This window comes from Intestinimonas sp. RTP31139st1_F5_RTP31139_211217, from assembly GCF_040226735.1.
GTDB classification, from domain to species: domain Bacteria; phylum Bacillota; class Clostridia; order Oscillospirales; family Oscillospiraceae; genus Intestinimonas; species Intestinimonas butyriciproducens.
The window spans coordinates 1-16,507 of record NZ_JBCOAQ010000002.1; the positions used below are offsets into that span (position 1 = coordinate 1).

The following is a 16,507-nucleotide window of genomic DNA, read 5'->3' on the forward strand; positions in this document are numbered from 1 at the left end:
AACTCGTGAATGATATGAAGCATATCGGCCATGCACTGGGTGGGGTGGTCGATATCGCACTGGAGATTCACCAGGGTAGGCCGCTGCTCCAGCACCCCGTCCCGGTAGCCCTCGGCCACCGCGTCGGCCACGGACTGCATATAGGTGTGACCCTTTCCGATGTACATATCGTCCCGGATACCGATGACATCGGCCATGAAGGAGATCATATTGGCGGTCTCCCGCACGGTCTCGCCGTGGGCGATCTGGCTCTTGCCCTCGTCCAGGTCCTGGACCTCCAGGCCCAGCAGGTTGCAGGCGCTGGCGAAGGAGAAGCGGGTCCGGGTGGAGTTGTCCCGGAAGAGGGAGATGCCCAGGCCGGAATCAAAGATCCTCGCGGAAATGTTCCGCTCCCGCAGATCCCGCAGCGCGTCCGCCACGGCAAACACCCCGGCGATCTCCTGGTCCGTCTTGTCCCAAGTGAGGAAAAAGTCGTTTTTGTATAGCCTGGAGACATCCAGGGTCCCCAATTCCTTCAAAATCTCCTGAAACTGGCTCATGGTCTTTCCTCCTGACGTAATCGGCCTTCCGCCTCTTCTCTTACCACCCATCATAGCCACCCGGCGGCCTCCTGTCAATGCATCTTACAAATTCTTAGCCGTCCAAACTGTTTTTTGATTCTCGACTTGATTTCTGTCTCTCATGTGCTATGATGGAGATACCAATAAAATGACGGCAAGATATCCGGGCGCAGGTTGGGGGCCATTGCCTCCCCTGCTCTCCTGGGCCTGTCGGGCGCGGTCGCGCCGCCCGCGGACGGATATCCGGGCTGCCTGGCCCACGTCCCAAAGAGGCCGAGCCCTTGTTTGCGCCGCCTCACCTTCTCACCTTAAAAATGGTCTATTGATAAAGGAGGTTTTTCCATGATCGACCTGACCATCCACCATGAGAACTTGGCCCACAACATCCGCAAGGCCCGCGAAAACCGCGTCGTTATCCCCACCTATCGGCAAATGAAGCACCCCGAGACCATTCCGGGCGTCATCCGGGATCGGCTGAAGGCTGTGGGGCTTTGGGACGTGGATCCCCTCAATCTCTTCCGCATCACCTGGAAAAACGAGGCCAAGGAGACCGGCGGGCTCTATCAGGACGTGCCCAATTACATCGAGCTGCCCCCCTCTCTCACCGGCGTCCCCGCCCGCATCGTGTGCCTGGTGGGAAAGTGGTTTCCCACCGGCTGCCATAAGGTGGGAGCCTCCTACGGCTGTCTGGTACCCCGTCTGGTCACAGGTCAGTTCGACGCCACCACAGATCACGCCGTCTGGCCGTCCACCGGCAACTACTGCCGGGGCGGCGCCTTCAATTCCAAGCTGCTGGCGGTGGACTCGGTTGCCATCCTCCCCGAGGGCATGAGCCGGGAGCGTTTCGACTGGCTGCGCTCCATCGCCGGTCAGGTCATCGCAACCCCCGGCTGCGAGTCCAACGTGAAGGAGATCTTCGACAAGGCCAACGAGCTCAAACGCCAGCCCCACATGATGGTCTTCAACCAGTTCGAGGAGATGGGCAACCACCTGTGGCACTATCAGGTCACCGGCGACGCCATCGCCACCGTCTTTGAGCATGTCAAGCGCCCCGGGGACCGGATGGCCGGGGCCTGCTTTACCTCCGGGTCGGCGGGCACCATCGGCTGCGGCGACTACCTCAAGGAGCAATATCCCGCCATGCGTCTGGCGGTGGGAGAGGCCCTCCAGTGCCCCACGATCCTCAACAACGGCTTCGGTGGCCACCGCATCGAGGGCATTGGAGACAAGCATATCCCCTGGATCCACAACGTGAAAAACACCGACATGGTCATCGCCATCGACGATGAGGATTCCCAACGCCTCCTGCGCCTTTTCAGCGATCCGGCCGGGCTCCGCTACCTCAGGATGGAGGCCGGTGTGGACGAAGAAACGCTCTCCCGGCTCTCCTGGCTGGGCATCTCCGGCATCGCCAACGTTCTGTGCTGCATCAAAATGGCCAAATATTACGAGTTGACCGGCCGGGACGTGGTGTGCACCGTCCTCACCGACTCGGCCGCCATGTACGGCTCCCGCATCCAGGAGCTCTCTGCGCAGTACGGTCCCTACGACGCCGCGGCAGCAGCCGTGGACCACCAGCTCCACATGCTGGGGCTGCGCACCGACTCCATGGAGGAGCTCACCTACCAGGGCCGCAAGCGGGTCCACAACCTCAAGTACTACACCTGGGTGGAGCAGCAAGGCCGGACGGTGGACGAACTGAACGACCTGTGGTATGATGAGGAAAAGACCTGGAAGGGCGTCCACGCCCAGGCGGACGAGCTGGACGGACTCATAGAAGCCTTCAACGAGGCCACCGGCGTGCTGAAGAGCCTGTAGAGGGCGGCGATATGAAATATGTCCGTCACGCCCGCTGTGTCCGCTGCGGCGCCATCTACGAGGCCGTCCCCGCCCTCACCACCTGCCGCTGCGGCGGCATCCTGGACATCGAGTACGATTACGAGGCCATCCGGGCCGACTTTTCCCCCGCAGACCTGGACGGATGCCGGGATTATTCCATGTGGCGCTACCGTCCCTTCCTTCCGGTGGAGGACGGCTCGCCGCCCACGCCCCTGCGGGTGGGCTGGTCCCCCCTTTACCGGGCCGACAGGCTGGCCCGCACGCTTGGGCTGAGGACCCTCTACCTCAAGGATGACGGCCAGAATCCCACCTCCTCCCTGAAGGACCGTGCCTCCGCCATGGCGGTGGTCAAGGCCAGGGAGGCGGGGGCGGATACCATCGCCTGCTCCTCCACCGGCAACGCCGCCTCCTCTCTGGCCGGGAACGCGGCCGCCGCAGGCTTCCGCACCTACATCTTCGTGCCCGCCCGGGCCCCCAAGGGAAAGGTGGCCCAGCTTATGATCTTCGGCGCCGCCGTCATCACGGTGGACGGCTCCTATGAGGACACCTTTGCCCTCTCTAAGGAGGCCATCGACCGCTGGGGCTGGTACAACCGGAACGCCGCCATCAACCCCTACCTCTCCGAGGGAAAAAAGACCGTCACCCTGGAGATCATGGAACAGCTCCACTGGCAGGTCCCGGACTATATCGCCCTCTCCGTGGGGGACGGCTGCACCATCGCCGGAGCCTGGAAAGGACTCAAGGACCTCTGCGCCGCCGGGTTTATCGACCGGCTACCCCGCCTGATCTCTGTTCAGGCGGAGGGCTGTTGTCCCTTGAACCGGGCCATTCAGACGGGAGAGCCCTGGCGCCCCATGGAGGAGAACACCTTGGCCGACTCCATCGCCGTAGGCGTCCCCCGCAACGCGGACAAGGCCCTCGCCGCCATCCGGGAGTCCCGGGGACTGGCCGTCACTGTCTCCGACGAGGAGATCCTGGATGCCATGCGCCTGCTGGGCCGCACCCAGGGGATCTTTGGCGAGCCCGCCGGTGTCACCGGCACCGCCGGCATAAAAAAGGCCCTGGAGCTCGGCCTTATCGATCCGGATTCCACTGTGGTTAGCGTGGTCACCGGCAACGGTCTCAAGGACGTGCAGAGCGGCATCCGGGCCTCGGGCGAGCCTATGCTGGTCCCGCCGGATATGGACGCCCTGCTCTCCGCCTTCGCCCAGCGCCGCATCGCCCCCTAAAATAAGGAAAAGTGAGGATACCCCCTATGGATCAGACTTCCAAGGCCGTCACGACCGGCGTCATCGTCTACCGCATCATCACCGTGGCCAACCTGGCTCTCACCTTTGCCCTGTTTATCAGCGGCAGCGGCGGCAGCCTGACCCGCACCGTTGTGTTCATGGCCTGGCTGGCCCTGGGAGTGTATTCCCTCATCCACATGCTCAGCGACGTCCTCTCCGGCCAGCACAAAAAAGCGCAGAATTTTCAAAACACCATCGCCCTTTGGGAGCAGAACACGGGAGATCACGGAACCGCCATGCGGTATTTTACCCTGATGCTGGTCGCCTCCTCCCTCCTCAAGCTGGCGGTCCCCGTGGCCCTCTGGGTGCTCTTTCGCTGACCCGGCGGCCCCGCGCCGCAGCGCGCGGGCTTCATTTTGACGCGGCAGGGTCAGAATGGGGCCCGTTTTTCTTTCCGCATCTCTGTCCACTTTTAAAATAATATCGCTTTGCAGTGTCTTTTGGCAAATTCCGCCGCATTTGAAAAGAGGTGTCTCCTGATGTCCATTCTGATCCAAAACGGCATCCTCGTCCTCCCCACGGGCCCTATCCAGGCCGACCTGCGGGTGGCAGGCGGCAGGATTGCAGAGCTGGGGCCCGGCCTCGCCCCTGGCGCTTCCCGTGTCATCGACGCCCAGGAACGGCTGGTCTTTCCCGGCTTTATCGACACCCACACCCACTTTGAGATGAACAAGGGCTTTCCCAACGAGACCGCTGACGACTGGTACACCGGCACCCGGGCGGCGCTGGCCGGAGGCACCACCACGGTGCTGGACTTCGCCGAGCCGGAGCGCGGCGCCACTCTGGCCTCTGCGTTGGAGACATGGCATGGCCGGGCGGACGGCGCGGCCTGCTGCAACTACGGCTTTCACATGACTGTCAAGGACTGGTCCCCCTCCATCCGCAGCGAACTGCGGGAGATGACCGCCGCTGGAGTCACCTCTTACAAGGTCTATCTGGCCTACGACAACCTCCGCCTCTCCGACGCCGCCGCCTATGAGGTGGTGAAGGCCGTGGGGGCAGAGGGCGGCGTGGTGGGCTGCCACTGTGAAAACGGCGACCTGGTGACCGAGGGCATCCGTGCTCAGCAGGCGGCCGGAAATCTGAGTCCGGCCGCCCATCCCCTGTCCCGCCCGCCTGCGGTGGAGGCCGAGGCGGTGGGCCGCTGGCTGACCATCGCCGAGCTGGCGGGCTGCCCGGTAAACATTGTCCACCTGTCCACCCTCCGGGGGCTGGAGGCCGTGCGGGCCGCACGGACCAGGGGACAGCGGCTGTATGTGGAGACCTGTCCCCAGTATCTGCTGCTGGACGAGCGGAGCTACCGTCTGCCCGGCTTTGAGAGCGCCAAGTTCGTGCTCTCTCCTCCCCTGCGCGCGCAGGAAAACTGCGCCGCCCTGTGGGACGCCCTGGAGGCGGGAGAGATCGACACCATAGGCACCGACCACTGCTCCTTCCGCTTCCACGGCGCCAAAGAGCTGGGACGAGAGGACTTCTCCAAGATCCCCAACGGCATCCCCGGCGTGGAGCACCGTCCCAGCCTGATGTACACCTACGGGGTGGCGGCGGGGCGCATTACCGCCGTGGATATGGCCCGGCTGCTTGCGGAAAATCCGGCCCGTCTCTTCGGGATGTATCCCCAAAAGGGGGTCCTGGCCGTGGGGAGCGATGCTGATCTTGTTATTTTTGATCCAAATGATACAGGCCGTATTACCGCTGAGACCCAATATCAGAATGTGGATTACACCCCTTATGAGGGAATGGCGCTCCGCGGGCGGGTGGACACCGTCCTCCTGGGGGGCGAGGTGGCGGTGGAGGGCGGCCGGGTGCTGCTGGAGCGCCGGGGCCGCTATGTCTCTCGGGGGCCCAGCGGTTTCTGGCGGTGAGGGCGGGACCATGGAGATCGGTTGCGTCCTCCTCTGCTCCGGCTACGGCCGCCGCTTCGGCTCCAACAAGCTGCTGGCCCTTTTGGACGGAGTTCCCCTCTATCGCCGGGCCTTTGCCGCCCTGCCCCCCGCCCTCTTTACAAAGGCGGTGGTCACCAGCCAGTATGGCGAGATATTGGCCCAGGCGGGAAAGCTGGGCTACCTTCCCCTCCTCAATTGCCACCCCTGGGAGGGGGTGGCGGCGGGTATCCGGCTGGGCCTCGCCGCCCTGCGGAATATGGACGGAGTCCTGTTTTCGGTCTGCGATCAGCCAAATTTGACAACAAAAAGTATTGAAAACTTGATAAATTCCTTTCTGGAATCGCCCGATTTCATTCATGCCCTCTCTTGGCAGGGCCGGCGGGGCAATCCGGTCCTCTTCCCCAAGGCTCTCTTTCCAGAGCTGATGGCCCTCACCGGAGATGCCGGGGGCAGCGCGGTCATCCGGCGCCACGCGGAACTTCTCCGCCTCACCGAGGCGGGGTCTCCCCGCGAGCTCTCCGATGTGGACTACCCTGAGGAACTGTAGGCCGCTCCGTATCAGATACGGCGCCCCGCAGCGGTCAACCGCTGCGGGGCGCTTTCGTCTCGAAATTTTTTGCCGGCTCCCAAGAGGAGCAGGTTGGTTCTGGCGTCCGCCTTTTGGGGCGCGGACAGCGGCAGTGCCCGTACCAGATGGCGCTGTATTTCCCATGCCGGAAAATATAGTGCTGGTAATAATGCACACATATCCCGCAAACCTCGCCTGCAACGATCTCATGTTTGTACATAAGATCCCCTCAGACACCGTTTGGTGTTTATCTAAACATATTATCTATACACCAAATGGTGTATAGTATCAACAACAGGAGGGATGATTTATGGCACTCTATCCACGCATGCGGGACTTACGGGAGGATTTAGACTACTCGCAGGCCAAGATGGCCGCCGCATTGGGGTTATACAAGACGACCTATGCCCGCTATGAGAGCGGAGAGCGGGACATCCCCCTCTCTGTTGCAATCAAAATTGCTGTCTACCATCATGTCACTCTGGACTACCTGTGCGGTCTCTCCGACAAAAAGACGGCGGACAGCTAATGCTGTCCGCCGTTTACAGATGCGGCCGCCGGCTCTTCGGCTGCCAGGCAAAAGACCCGCTCGATGTCCTCCCGCTCGGCGTGGCCCTCATGGACCTTTTCCCCGCCCACGTAGTAGGTCGGGACATAATAGTAATCATACGAATTGGCCAGCTCCGGCTCCTCCGCCTCGTCGATCATCTGCAGCGGGATGTCACGCCATTCGGGGTGCGCCTGAAAGAGCTCCTCCTGAAGCCGCAGGGCCAGCTTGCAGTGGGGACAATAGGTCAGCTTGAACAAGATCACGTCCTTCATCCTTCTACCTCCTTGCCTTTCTTCAGGCTATCCGAGATGTTCCCCCAAAATCTTGAATCCTATCCCGATGAGCACCAGTCCGCCGGCCAGCTCCGCCCGCTTCTGAAAGAGGCAGCCCAACCGCCGCCCCAGCAGCCCGCCCGCCAGGGAGAAGGCAAATGCCACACCGCCGATGACCAAGGCCGCCCACAGGATATTCACATGCTGGAGAAACGCCATAGAGACGCCCACGGCCAGGGCATCGATGCTAGTGGCCACAGCCAGCAGGCACAGCCGCCGCCGAGTGAGCTCCGACGGGGCCCGGCCCCCCTCTCCTCCACAGCTCTGCTCCAGGGCCCCGGCCACCATCCGTCCGCCGATGAAGGCCAGGAGTGCGAATGCCACCCAGTGGTCCACCGCCCGGATGCAGCCGCTGACGCCGGTGCCCAGAGCCCACCCCGCCAGGGGCATGAGAAACTGAAAGAGCCCGAACCAGAGTCCCACCCGTGCCGCCTGCCGGACCCCAAATCCGGGCACGGAGATGCCGCAGGATACGGACACGGCAAAGGCATCCATCGCCAAGCTCACCGCGATGAGGAGAATCGTCACAGGCACCCGATCACCGCCCTCGTCAATACTGTTATAGCACAGGAACATATGCTTTTCCACCTGAATTTATGCCGGACCCTTGCCTTTTGGAGGAAAACCGGCTAAGATAGCATCGACAATCCCGAGAAGGAGGCTCCGCCGTGACTTCAGAAGATTATATGCGCCGCGCCCTCGTCCTGGCCCGCCGCGCCCTCAGCACCGGGGACGTGCCCGTGGGCTGCGTCGTCGCGGATGCGGATGGGGCGATCATCGGCGAGGGCTGGAACCGCAGGGAAGCCGAAGGGGACGCCCTGGCCCACGCCGAGGTGGAGGCCATTCGCAGCGCCTGCCGGCGCCGGGGCGGCTGGAACCTGCACGGCTGCACCCTCTATGTGACCCTGGAGCCCTGCCCCATGTGCGCCGGGGCCATCATCAACGCCCGGCTCAAAAGCGTCTGCTACGGCGCACGGGATGAAAAGGCCGGGGCCTGCGGCTCCGTCCTCAACCTCTTTATGGAGGACTTCAACCACAAGCCCCGGCTCTACGGCGGCGTCCTCCGGGAGGAATGCGCCGCGCTGCTCCAGGAATTTTTCCACACCTTGCGCAAAAAAGGCGGGATATCCACGCTGATTTAAAACATTTGTAACAACTCCGGTCTTCTTTTTTAACAAAGCCCTGATAGGATATCCTCAGCAAGAGACGATACTTCTTTTCATTCTATCCTCCAAATCCGGAAAAAAGCGGCGGAATATCCGCCGCTTTTTTCTGTCCAAACGCAAATTACACAGATTTTACTGCTTTCTGCAAAGATTTAATCTTTTTGTAACAACTCCAGATTTGATTCTTAACAACTCCCGGGTATTATAATACTTGCAAGAGACAGTTTCTTTTCATTTCATTGTATCCTCTTTCCTTTGGTGAGAGCCGGACGTCAGGAGCAGGCGTCCGGCTTTTGCTATGCTCAGGGGGTCTCCCTCTCCCTGGCCGAGCAGAGATAAAGGGGGATCGCGGCCAACTGCGCGGCCATGGAGACAGCTACCATCGCCGGAATGCTCACATCGTACAGCGCGCCCAGGAGCCAGCTCCCCAGGAACCAGAACACGCCGAAGGAGCACTCGAAAATACCATAACCCGTGGCCCGACTGCTCTTGGGCACCATGCTGCTCACGGCGGCCTTCAGAATGGACTCCTGGGCCCCCATCCCCACTCCCCAGAGGGCGATGCCCAGAAGCAGTGCGGGAATAGAGTCAAAGGCGAATACAAACAGGGCGAAGGGGGCGGAGAGCAGGGTGGACCAAACCAGGGCCCTGACTCCTTTTTTATCGTACATGTGACCGAACACCAGGGCGGCGGCCGCATCCACCAGCATGGCTCCGGCGTACAGCAGGGGCAGGGTGCCGCTGTTCACCAGTGCGGAGGTCTCGGCAAGGCCCGAGGCCAGGGGCGTATACAGCCGTGAGACATGCATGAGGATGATGGAGTAGTCGATAAAACCGAAGGCGAAGAGGCTGATCCCGGCGATATACAGCACGAACTCCTTTTTCATCCGAAAGGGCACGTATTCCTTGGGCTCCGGCTCAAACTGCTCCGGATTGGGGAATTTGTGCTTGGTCACCAGCAGCAGCACAATGGTGATCGCTCCGGGGACTGCCAACACGGCAAAGCAAGCCGAGTAGATCTGAAAGGTGCTCCCCTCCGTCTGGAAAAGCATCACCAGATAGAGCAGCACCGGCCCCAGGAAGGCCCCGATCTGATCCAGCAGCTCCTGGAGGCCAAAGCTCTTGCCCGTGCCCTCCTGGGTGGCGGCAAAGGACATGATGGTGTCCTTCGCAGGCTTCTTGATGGCCTTGCCCATGCGCTGAACCACCAGCAGAGCGCAGGCCCAGAGCCAGCCGTGTTCTCCCACCAGGGCCAGCGCCGGGACGGCCAGCACATCCAGTACATAGCCCAAGATGGTCATGGTCCAGTATTGGCGCGTCCTGTCCGTGAGCTTTCCGAACACATAGCGCATGGAATAGCCGATGAGCTCCCCCAGCCCGGAGACAAAACCGATGGCGGCCGAAGAGGCCCCCAGCAACGTAAGGTAGGCCCCCCGTATGCTGGAGGCTCCCTCATGTGTCATGTCGGAGAACAGACTCACCACACCGAAGAGCAGGATAAACAGCATGGCCTGGGACAGCCTCCGCTTCTTTTTTTCATTCCTCATTTCGATCCTCTCCCTTTATCCGCTCCGCTACATTGGGAAAGCCCGCCCGGCTCTCCGCCTTGGACCGCTGATACAGGAGCTCCAGGACCCGGACGAACTCCCTGCGCTCCTTCTTTCCCAGAGGCTCCAGCAGCCACTCGTAAAAGAGCGTCTCCACCTGGGTCTTTGAGTTCTTCAGCCGCTCGGCTTTCTCCGTGGCATAGAGGAGCTGGCTCCGGCCGTCCTTGGGGTTGCGCGCCCGGATCAGATAGCCTTTGCTCTCCAGGTTGGCCGCCTGCCGGGCCACGGCTCCCTTGTCCACGCCCAGTCGCTTGCAGGCCTCCGCCTGCGTGATGCCAGGGGCATGGCGCACCACATGGATGAGGTCGAACTCCGCCGTCCCCACCCCGTCGGCCCGCAGCGTACGGGTGGTGAACTTGGCGGCCTCCCGCGCGATCTTCGTCATTCTCCGCTGTGTGATGTCCACTGTCATCTCTCCCAAACAAGTTGTAGTATCAACCTGATAGATGATACTACAACTTGTTTCCTTTGTCAATGCTTCCCACAAAGACGGCCGCCGCCCGAAATACCGGGCGGCGGCCTTAGGCTGTCGAAAAGGTCACCCTGTCCGTCATGAGAAGTGTCATCTCCGAGGCGTATGTCCCCGAAAACGGCGAATCTTGTGTTTCTTCCGTCGTATGTGGACGCCGGGATTCTGTGAAGCGCGCCTGCGGGCATTTTTTTGACAGACCACGGCCGCAGTCATCGCTCCTCGCGGAAGAAGGGCAGGCCCAGGCTGGCCGGGGGCTGTTTATCCTTGCTGTTGCGCATGCTGGTGAAGATCAGGACGATCACCGTTACCACATAGGGCAGGATCTTATAGAGCTGGTCGGGGATGAAGGGGAGCTGGAGCCTTAGGTAGAGGATCATCAGAGCGCCGAAGAGCACCGAGCCCCAGATGGCGTTGACGGGCCGCCACAGGCAGAAGATGACCAGCGCCACCGCCAGCCAGCCCTCGCCGGAGAGGCCCTCATGGTTCCAGACGCAGCCTGCGATGGTCGTAATATAGACCATGCCGCCGATGGCCGAAATCCCACCGCCGATCACAGTGGACAGGTACTTGTACTTTGTGACGTTGATTCCGGCAGCGTCTGCGGTGGCGGGACTCTCCCCCACCGCCCGCAGATGGAGGCCGGGGCGGCTCTTGTTGAAGAAGAACGCCATGGCCACCGCAATGGCCACGCCCAGGTAGACGAAGATGTTGTAGCTGAACAGCAGCGGGCCCGCCACGGGAATGCTCTGGAGTGCCGCGGGAAAAGGCGAGCCCTGAAAGACCGCCTTGAGCTCGTTGCTGATGGCCACATAACCGCCGGAGGTCACGCGCATATACTCGCCGATGAACTGCCCCGCGCCGGTGCCAAAGATGGCCAAGGCCAGACCCGTGACATTCTGGTTGGCCCGGAGCGTGATGGTGATGAAGCTGTAGATGAGGGCCCCGAACGCGCCCCCCAAGAAGGCGAACAGGATGGCGATGAGCACGGCCACCAGACCGTTTGTGTTTCCGCCGGTCATCATCTCGTAATAGAAGGCACCGCCTAGGCCCATGGCGCCTCCCATATACATCATGCCCTCCACGCCCAGGTTCAGGTTGCCGGACTTCTCCGACAGGATCTCTCCCACCGTGCCGAAGAGCAGCGGCGTGCCGTTGAGCACTGCGGCGCTGATGAGGAGAACCAGAAAGCTCTGATTGATGTTCATGCGCCGGACACCTCCTCCCTATGCTTTCCCCGGAAGATCATCTGATAGTTGATGAAAAATTCACAGCCCAGCATGCAGAAGAGGAAGATGCCGGTGATGATGTCGGAGATGGAGGCAGGGACCGTCATGCGGGTCTGCAGGGTGTCCGCCCCCTTCTCCAGCACGGCCAGCAGCCCGGATATCCCGATCATGGCAAAGGGATTGAGCTGGGCCAGCCACGCCACGGTGATGGCGGTAAAGCCCACTCCGGCCGCCACGCCGTCGTAAAGGGTGTTGTTGGCGCCGGAGCACACGATAAAGCCCACCAGACCGCTGATGGCCCCGGAGAGGAACATGGTGCGCATGATGATCCGCCCCACGTTCATGCCCGCATAGCGCGCGGTGTTCTCACTCTCTCCGATGACGGCGATCTCATAGCCCTGCTTGGTATATTTCATGTAGATATACATGAGCACGGTCAGCGCCAGCACGATGATCCAGCCGCAGTGGACCCCGAGGACCTTGGGCAATACGGCGGCGGAGTCGAACTGCGGGATGATCTGGGACCCGGGGCGCCCCTCCCAGGGGCCGCCCTGGAGCCATTTGACCACACCGATGATGATATAGTTCATCATCAGAGTGAAGAGGGTCTCGTTGGTACCCCATCTGGCCTTGAAAAAGGCGGGGATCAGGGCCCACAGGCCGCCGAACAGCGCGCCGGACGCCGCCATGACCGCCAGCAGCACCGGAGAGGGCAGCTTGTCGTACCAGAAGAGGGCAAAGTAGCTGGCCGCCACAGCCCCCGCGGTGATCTGCCCCTCGGCCCCGATATTCCAAAACCGCATCTTGAAGCAGGGCGCGATGGCAAGGGCGGTGCCCAGCAAGGGGATGGCGATTTTTACCGTCTGCCAGACGGCCGTCTTTTTGCCCAGGGAGCCGGAGAGGATGGTGCCATAGGCCGACACAGGACTATGGCCCATAATGAGGAAAATCAGCGCACCCAGCAGAATGGCCGCCACAAAGGAGCCGCCGCGGATGCACCAGACCTGCCACCGGGGCATGTCGTCCCGTTTGGCCAGACGGATCAGGGGCGTGTTCTGTTCGTGCATCTACGCTTCCTCCCTTCCGCCGCCCACCCGGGTCATAAGCAGGCCGACCTCTTCCTTGGTGGCGGTACGGGCGTCCACCACGCCGCTCACCCTGCCGCCGCAGAGGACCAGGATCCGGTCGCACAGCTCCAGCAGGACGTCCAGGTCCTCCCCCACGAAAAGAACGGCCACTCCCTTTTTCTTCTGCTCGGTCATCAGATTATAGATGGTATATGAGGTGTTGATGTCCAGACCCCGGACGGCATAGGCGCTCATCAGCACCGTGGGCGAGGAGGCGATCTCCCGACCCACCAGCACCTTCTGGACGTTGCCGCCGGAGAGCCGCCGGACGGGGAACTCCACGCTGGGCGTCACCACCTCCAGGCTCTCCTTCACCTTTAGGGCCAGCTCATTGGGGTCCTTCCGGTTGACGAAGGCGCCCTTCCCCTTCCGCCAGGAGCGGAGCATCATGTTGCCCGTCATTCCCATGCCGCCCACCAGGCCCATACCCAGCCGGTCCTCGGGCACGAAGGCCAGAGATACGCCGGCCTGCTTGATCTGCATGGGAGTCCTCCCCACCAGATCGAAGGTCTCCTTCCCCTCCGGCGTATACCGGATCGACCCCTTGGTAATGGGGTAAAGGCCGGCGATGGCCTCCAGCAACTCCTTCTGTCCCGAGCCGGCGATACCGGCCACACCCAGGATCTCGCCGCTCCGGGCGGTAAAGCTCACATCGTCCAGCTTCTTCACGCCTTCGGCATCCAGGCAGGTGAGCCCCTGGATCTCCAGACGGGGCTCCGGGTTCACAGGCTCAGGGCGGTCAATGTTCAGGGTGACGGCGTGTCCCACCATCATATCGGTCAGCGCCTGGGGGTTGGTCTCGGCGGTGTTCACCGTGCCGATGTATTTCCCCTTGCGCAGCACCGCCACCTTGTCCGAGAGGGCCATGACCTCGTGGAGCTTATGGGTAATGATAACGATGGCCTTGCCGTCTGCACGCATGGCGCGGAGAATATCGAAGAGCCGGTCCGTCTCCTGGGGCGTGAGCACCGCTGTAGGCTCATCCAAAATCAGGATGTCGGCGCCCCGGTAGAGCACCTTGACAATCTCCACCGTCTGCTTCTCGGAGACCGACATATCGTAGACCTTCTTGTTGGGATCGATTCCGAAGCCATACCGGTCGCTGATCTCCTTCACCTTCGCCGCGATCTCCCTGCGGTCCAGCCTGCTGCCGTCGTGAAGGCCCAGAACGATGTTCTCCGCGGCGGTAAAGACATCGATCAGCTTGAAATGCTGATGGATCATCCCGATCCCGTGGTCGAAGGCGTCCTTGGGGGAACGGATAGCCACCGGCCTGCCCTCCACCAGGATCTCCCCCTCGTCGGGAAAGTAGATGCCCGAGAGCATGTTCATCAGGGTGGTCTTTCCGCTGCCGTTCTCTCCCAGCAGGGAAAGTATCTCACCGCGGTCCAGGGCCAGGTCGATGTCGTCGTTGGCCACCACCTTGCCGAAGCGCTTGGTGATGTGCCGGAGTTCGATTGCATGGACAGTTTCCAAGGCTGTCATCCTTCCTTTTCATGCGGCAGGAGCGAAATCCCTTCGGCTTTGGCTCCTGGGCGCCAGACTTGCGCTGGGAAATTCGGCGCGCCGATCCGGGTGCGGGCGGGCGCCCTTCACAAGAGCAAAAGGGGGCTGCCGTCGCAGCCCCCTCTTGGTGATACGCGCATCAGAATGCAGAGTTCAGCCACTCGATGCCGTCAATGGTCAGGGCGAAGTAGGGAGCGGACTGGAAGTAGGACTCGTGGAACGCGCCGTCAAACACGGCCTCCTCGGAGTCGGGCGTGAAGTCGCCGTCGGTATCCAGCGCAAAGGCCTGGGTCAGCTCAGCGCCGTCAATGGTGAAGGTGGAGGTGTCGAACACCTGGAGGGTCCCGTCATGGATGGCCTTTTCCACCTCGGCCAGCTTCTCGGCGGTGCCCTCGGCGGCAATGGCCTCGTTGAGATCGGTCATGACCACGGCTCCCATATCCATGCCGTGGCACCAGTCCTGGTCAAAGCTCTCGCCGTTGGCAACGGCCTCGATGGCGTACTCAAAGTAAACGGACCAGTCGATGCGGGTGGAGATGAGTGAGGCTTCGGGGGCCACGGAGATCATGTCGTTGTTGTAACCGCAGCTGAAAGCGCCCTTGGACTGGGCGGTGGTGGCGGGAGAGGTGTTGTCGGAGTGCTGGGAGATCATGATGCAGCCCAGGTCGCACAGCGCGGCGGCGGCGTTCCCCTCCTCCGTGGCGTTGGACCAGGAGCCCACGAACTGGACCTTCATGGTAGTGCTGGGGCACATGCTCTTGGCGCCCAGATAGTAGGCGGTGAAGCCGGAGATCACTTCCGCGAAGGAATAGGCGCCCACATAGCCGATCACGGCCTGCTCGGGGGTGATGTCGCCGTTGTCGATCATCTCCTGCATCTTCATGCCGGCCACCACGCCGGCCAGATAACGGCCCTCGTAGATGTTGGCGAAGGCGTTGTGGGTGTTCTCCAGCCCGTCGTTCCAGGAGCCCTGGTTGGTGCAGGAGATGAACTCCACCTCGGGATAATCGGGAGCCACCTTCAGCATGTAAGGCTCAAAGCCGTAGGAGTTGTTGATGATGAGGTCGCAGCCCTCCTCGGCCAGCTCGATATTGGCGTCCTCACAGCCGGAGTCCTCGCCGATGTTCCACTTGACGACCCACTCCACCTCGATGCCTTTGGCGGCCAACGCCTCGGTGGCGGCCTCCTTGCCGCGGACAAAGTTGTAGGTATAGCCCTGGTCGTTCTCGTCGCCGATGCAGATGAGGCCCACCTTCACGGTCTTGGCCGGCTCAGTGGTGTCGGCGGGCGCGGAAGTATCCGCGGGGGCGGTGGTGTCGGCGGGGGCCGGGGTGGAGCTGCCGGAGCCGCCGGAGCATGCGGCGAGGCTCAGCGTCATGGCGCCTGCCAGGAACAGGGCAAGAATACGTTTCTTCATTCTTTTCATTCCTCCTCAAAATAGTTGGTCGATATCCGGATCCGTCAAAATGAAAAACGGCTGCCACAGCCGGGATATCCAAGAAAATGTCGTATACCGCCAGCGGGCAGCCGAAGGGCTCCATCCGCTCATCCCAGGAGAGCGGCGCTCTCTCTGGCTGCGGCAGCATGCGGGGCGCGCGGGCCCCGCGAAATTTGGTATGCAACCAGGCGCGTCAGCAGAACGTGATCCCGTTCTCCTCGCTCATGGACTTGACCCGCGCCAGAGATTCCACCCGGACGCCCATGCTGCGGATCAGATCTCCGCCGGGCTGAAACGCCTTTTCCACGCAGATGCCCGCCCCAACCAAGGTGGCGCCCGCATCCCGGACCAGATTGATGAGTCCCTGCAGCGCCGAGCCGTTGGCCAGGAAATCGTCAATGAGCAGGACCCGATCGGTGGGAAGCAGAAACTCCTTGGCCACAATGATATCATACACCTTGCCGTGGGTAAAGGACTCCACCTGAGAGGTATAGACATCCCCCGCGATATTCTTTGTCTTATTTTTTTTGGCGAAGATCACCGGGCAATGAAAAAACTGCGCAGTCACACACGCGATCCCGATCCCCGATGCCTCGATGGTCAAAATCTTGGTGACTCCGCAGTCCCCGTACAGCCGCTGAAACTCCTTGCCGATCTCATTGAAGAGGTCCACGTCCATCTGATGGTTCAGAAAACTGTCCACCTTGAGGACGTCGCCGCCCTTAATCTTTCCGTCCTTCCGGATCCGATCCTCCAAAAGCTTCATTGCAGCCGCTCCTCTGTAAGTATACTCAAAAGCAAAAGTAAGATAACCTTATTCTACAGTAAAATCTACCAGCGTTCAATGAAGCAAATGTAACAAAAAACCCAATGTATTCCACACGCTTTTGACGAAAGCGACGGCATGTCCAGCCGTCCATCCACCTCTTTCCTTCCTGGAAATA

16 protein-coding genes and 1 pseudogene are annotated in these 16,507 nt (G+C 61.4%); 7 read left to right on the plus strand and 10 right to left on the minus strand.

Features of this window, described 5'->3' with window-relative positions:
* Window positions 1-539, minus strand: a pseudogene (locus tag ABUA09_RS02215) (knotted carbamoyltransferase YgeW); the annotation flags it as partial.
* 363 nt (window positions 540-902) lie between these two features.
* Between ABUA09_RS02215 and ABUA09_RS02220 the strand changes: the two are divergent.
* The 6 genes from ABUA09_RS02220 to ABUA09_RS02245 all read left to right on the plus strand — a co-directional run bounded on the left by ABUA09_RS02220 (window position 903) and on the right by ABUA09_RS02245 (window position 6,668).
* Window positions 903-2,378: a pyridoxal-phosphate dependent enzyme gene (locus tag ABUA09_RS02220; protein ID WP_195973596.1), complete on the plus strand. Its 1,476-nt coding sequence runs from the start codon at window positions 903-905 to the stop codon at window positions 2,376-2,378.
* An 11-nt stretch (window positions 2,379-2,389) separates the two neighbouring features.
* Complete coding sequence (locus ABUA09_RS02225) at window positions 2,390-3,628, plus strand: threonine synthase (protein WP_349949057.1); 1,239 nt, start codon at window positions 2,390-2,392, stop codon at window positions 3,626-3,628.
* Window positions 3,629-3,654: 26 nt separating this feature from the next.
* The gene (locus ABUA09_RS02230) at window positions 3,655-4,008 is read left to right on the plus strand and encodes a hypothetical protein (RefSeq protein WP_033117583.1); all 354 of its coding nucleotides are present in this window, start codon (window positions 3,655-3,657) and stop codon (window positions 4,006-4,008) included.
* A gap of 159 nt (window positions 4,009-4,167) precedes the next feature.
* Window positions 4,168-5,550 carry a dihydropyrimidinase gene (gene hydA, locus ABUA09_RS02235; protein ID WP_058118666.1) on the plus strand — a complete coding sequence of 461 codons (1,383 nt, stop codon included), beginning with the start codon at window positions 4,168-4,170 and terminating at the stop codon, window positions 5,548-5,550.
* Window positions 5,551-5,560: 10 nt separating this feature from the next.
* A complete protein-coding gene (locus tag ABUA09_RS02240; protein WP_058118667.1) occupies window positions 5,561-6,118 on the plus strand; it encodes a nucleotidyltransferase family protein in 558 nt (185 codons plus the stop codon).
* Window positions 6,119-6,449: 331 nt separating this feature from the next.
* Window positions 6,450-6,668: a helix-turn-helix domain-containing protein gene (locus tag ABUA09_RS02245; RefSeq protein WP_058118668.1), complete on the plus strand. Its 219-nt coding sequence runs from the start codon at window positions 6,450-6,452 to the stop codon at window positions 6,666-6,668.
* Here the strand turns inward: ABUA09_RS02245 and ABUA09_RS02250 are convergent.
* Window positions 6,665-6,961, minus strand: a complete 297-nt coding sequence (locus tag ABUA09_RS02250; protein WP_058118669.1) for a thioredoxin family protein — start codon at window positions 6,959-6,961, stop codon at window positions 6,665-6,667. The genes ABUA09_RS02245 and ABUA09_RS02250 overlap by 4 nt on opposite strands.
* 27 nt (window positions 6,962-6,988) lie before the next feature.
* Entirely contained in the window at window positions 6,989-7,597 is a 609-nt protein-coding gene (locus tag ABUA09_RS02255; RefSeq protein ID WP_208319379.1) for a manganese efflux pump MntP, read from the minus strand.
* A gap of 92 nt (window positions 7,598-7,689) precedes the next feature.
* On the opposite strand from ABUA09_RS02255, the gene tadA reads away from it, so the two are divergent.
* Complete coding sequence (gene tadA / locus ABUA09_RS02260; RefSeq protein WP_116721620.1) at window positions 7,690-8,163, plus strand: tRNA adenosine(34) deaminase TadA; 474 nt, start codon at window positions 7,690-7,692, stop codon at window positions 8,161-8,163.
* A gap of 326 nt (window positions 8,164-8,489) precedes the next feature.
* Here the strand turns inward: tadA and ABUA09_RS02265 are convergent, their stop codons facing one another.
* The 7 genes from ABUA09_RS02265 to ABUA09_RS02295 all read right to left on the minus strand — a co-directional run bounded on the left by ABUA09_RS02265 (window position 8,490) and on the right by ABUA09_RS02295 (window position 16,329).
* On the minus strand, window positions 8,490-9,734 hold the full coding sequence (locus tag ABUA09_RS02265) for an MFS transporter (protein ID WP_033117588.1): 1,245 nt from the start codon (window positions 9,732-9,734) through the stop codon (window positions 8,490-8,492).
* Window positions 9,724-10,206 (minus strand): MarR family winged helix-turn-helix transcriptional regulator, encoded by a 483-nt coding sequence (locus ABUA09_RS02270; protein ID WP_349949077.1) that lies wholly within the window; start codon window positions 10,204-10,206, stop codon window positions 9,724-9,726. Before ABUA09_RS02270 ends, ABUA09_RS02265 begins: the two co-directional genes overlap by 11 nt.
* Window positions 10,207-10,475: 269 nt before the next feature.
* Complete coding sequence (locus tag ABUA09_RS02275; protein WP_033117590.1) at window positions 10,476-11,471, minus strand: ABC transporter permease; 996 nt, start codon at window positions 11,469-11,471, stop codon at window positions 10,476-10,478.
* Window positions 11,468-12,559 (minus strand): ABC transporter permease, encoded by a 1,092-nt coding sequence (locus ABUA09_RS02280; protein ID WP_033117591.1) that lies wholly within the window; start codon window positions 12,557-12,559, stop codon window positions 11,468-11,470. The genes ABUA09_RS02275 and ABUA09_RS02280 overlap by 4 nt, the downstream gene beginning before the upstream one ends.
* The gene (locus ABUA09_RS02285) at window positions 12,560-14,104 is read right to left on the minus strand and encodes an ATP-binding cassette domain-containing protein (RefSeq protein WP_033117592.1); all 1,545 of its coding nucleotides are present in this window, start codon (window positions 14,102-14,104) and stop codon (window positions 12,560-12,562) included.
* A gap of 160 nt (window positions 14,105-14,264) precedes the next feature.
* Entirely contained in the window at window positions 14,265-15,542 is a 1,278-nt protein-coding gene (locus ABUA09_RS02290) for a BMP family ABC transporter substrate-binding protein (protein ID WP_033117593.1), read from the minus strand.
* A 214-nt stretch (window positions 15,543-15,756) separates the two neighbouring features.
* A complete protein-coding gene (locus tag ABUA09_RS02295; RefSeq protein WP_058118671.1) occupies window positions 15,757-16,329 on the minus strand; it encodes a xanthine phosphoribosyltransferase in 573 nt (190 codons plus the stop codon).
* Window positions 16,330-16,507: the final 178 nt, after the last annotated feature.

Excerpts from the sequence above, each read along its gene's own strand:
- ABUA09_RS02230 (WP_033117583.1), top strand. The coding sequence starts at position 3,655 with ATGGATCAGACTTCCAAGGCCGTCACGACCGGCGTCATCGTCTACCGC.
- ABUA09_RS02285 (WP_033117592.1), bottom strand. The coding sequence starts at position 14,104 with ATGACAGCCTTGGAAACTGTCCATGCAATCGAACTCCGGCACATCACC.
- ABUA09_RS02220 (WP_195973596.1), top strand. The coding sequence starts at position 903 with ATGATCGACCTGACCATCCACCATGAGAACTTGGCCCACAACATCCGC.
- ABUA09_RS02225 (WP_349949057.1), top strand. The coding sequence starts at position 2,390 with ATGAAATATGTCCGTCACGCCCGCTGTGTCCGCTGCGGCGCCATCTAC.
- ABUA09_RS02275 (WP_033117590.1), bottom strand. The coding sequence starts at position 11,471 with ATGAACATCAATCAGAGCTTTCTGGTTCTCCTCATCAGCGCCGCAGTG.
- ABUA09_RS02245 (WP_058118668.1), top strand. The coding sequence starts at position 6,450 with ATGGCACTCTATCCACGCATGCGGGACTTACGGGAGGATTTAGACTAC.
- ABUA09_RS02295 (WP_058118671.1), bottom strand. The coding sequence starts at position 16,329 with ATGAAGCTTTTGGAGGATCGGATCCGGAAGGACGGAAAGATTAAGGGC.
- ABUA09_RS02265 (WP_033117588.1), bottom strand. The coding sequence starts at position 9,734 with ATGAGGAATGAAAAAAAGAAGCGGAGGCTGTCCCAGGCCATGCTGTTT.
- ABUA09_RS02240 (WP_058118667.1), top strand. The coding sequence starts at position 5,561 with ATGGAGATCGGTTGCGTCCTCCTCTGCTCCGGCTACGGCCGCCGCTTC.
- hydA (WP_058118666.1), top strand. The coding sequence starts at position 4,168 with ATGTCCATTCTGATCCAAAACGGCATCCTCGTCCTCCCCACGGGCCCT.
- ABUA09_RS02290 (WP_033117593.1), bottom strand. The coding sequence starts at position 15,542 with ATGAAGAAACGTATTCTTGCCCTGTTCCTGGCAGGCGCCATGACGCTG.
- ABUA09_RS02270 (WP_349949077.1), bottom strand. The coding sequence starts at position 10,206 with ATGACAGTGGACATCACACAGCGGAGAATGACGAAGATCGCGCGGGAG.
- ABUA09_RS02250 (WP_058118669.1), bottom strand. The coding sequence starts at position 6,961 with ATGAAGGACGTGATCTTGTTCAAGCTGACCTATTGTCCCCACTGCAAG.
- ABUA09_RS02280 (WP_033117591.1), bottom strand. The coding sequence starts at position 12,559 with ATGCACGAACAGAACACGCCCCTGATCCGTCTGGCCAAACGGGACGAC.
- ABUA09_RS02255 (WP_208319379.1), bottom strand. The coding sequence starts at position 7,597 with ATGTTCCTGTGCTATAACAGTATTGACGAGGGCGGTGATCGGGTGCCT.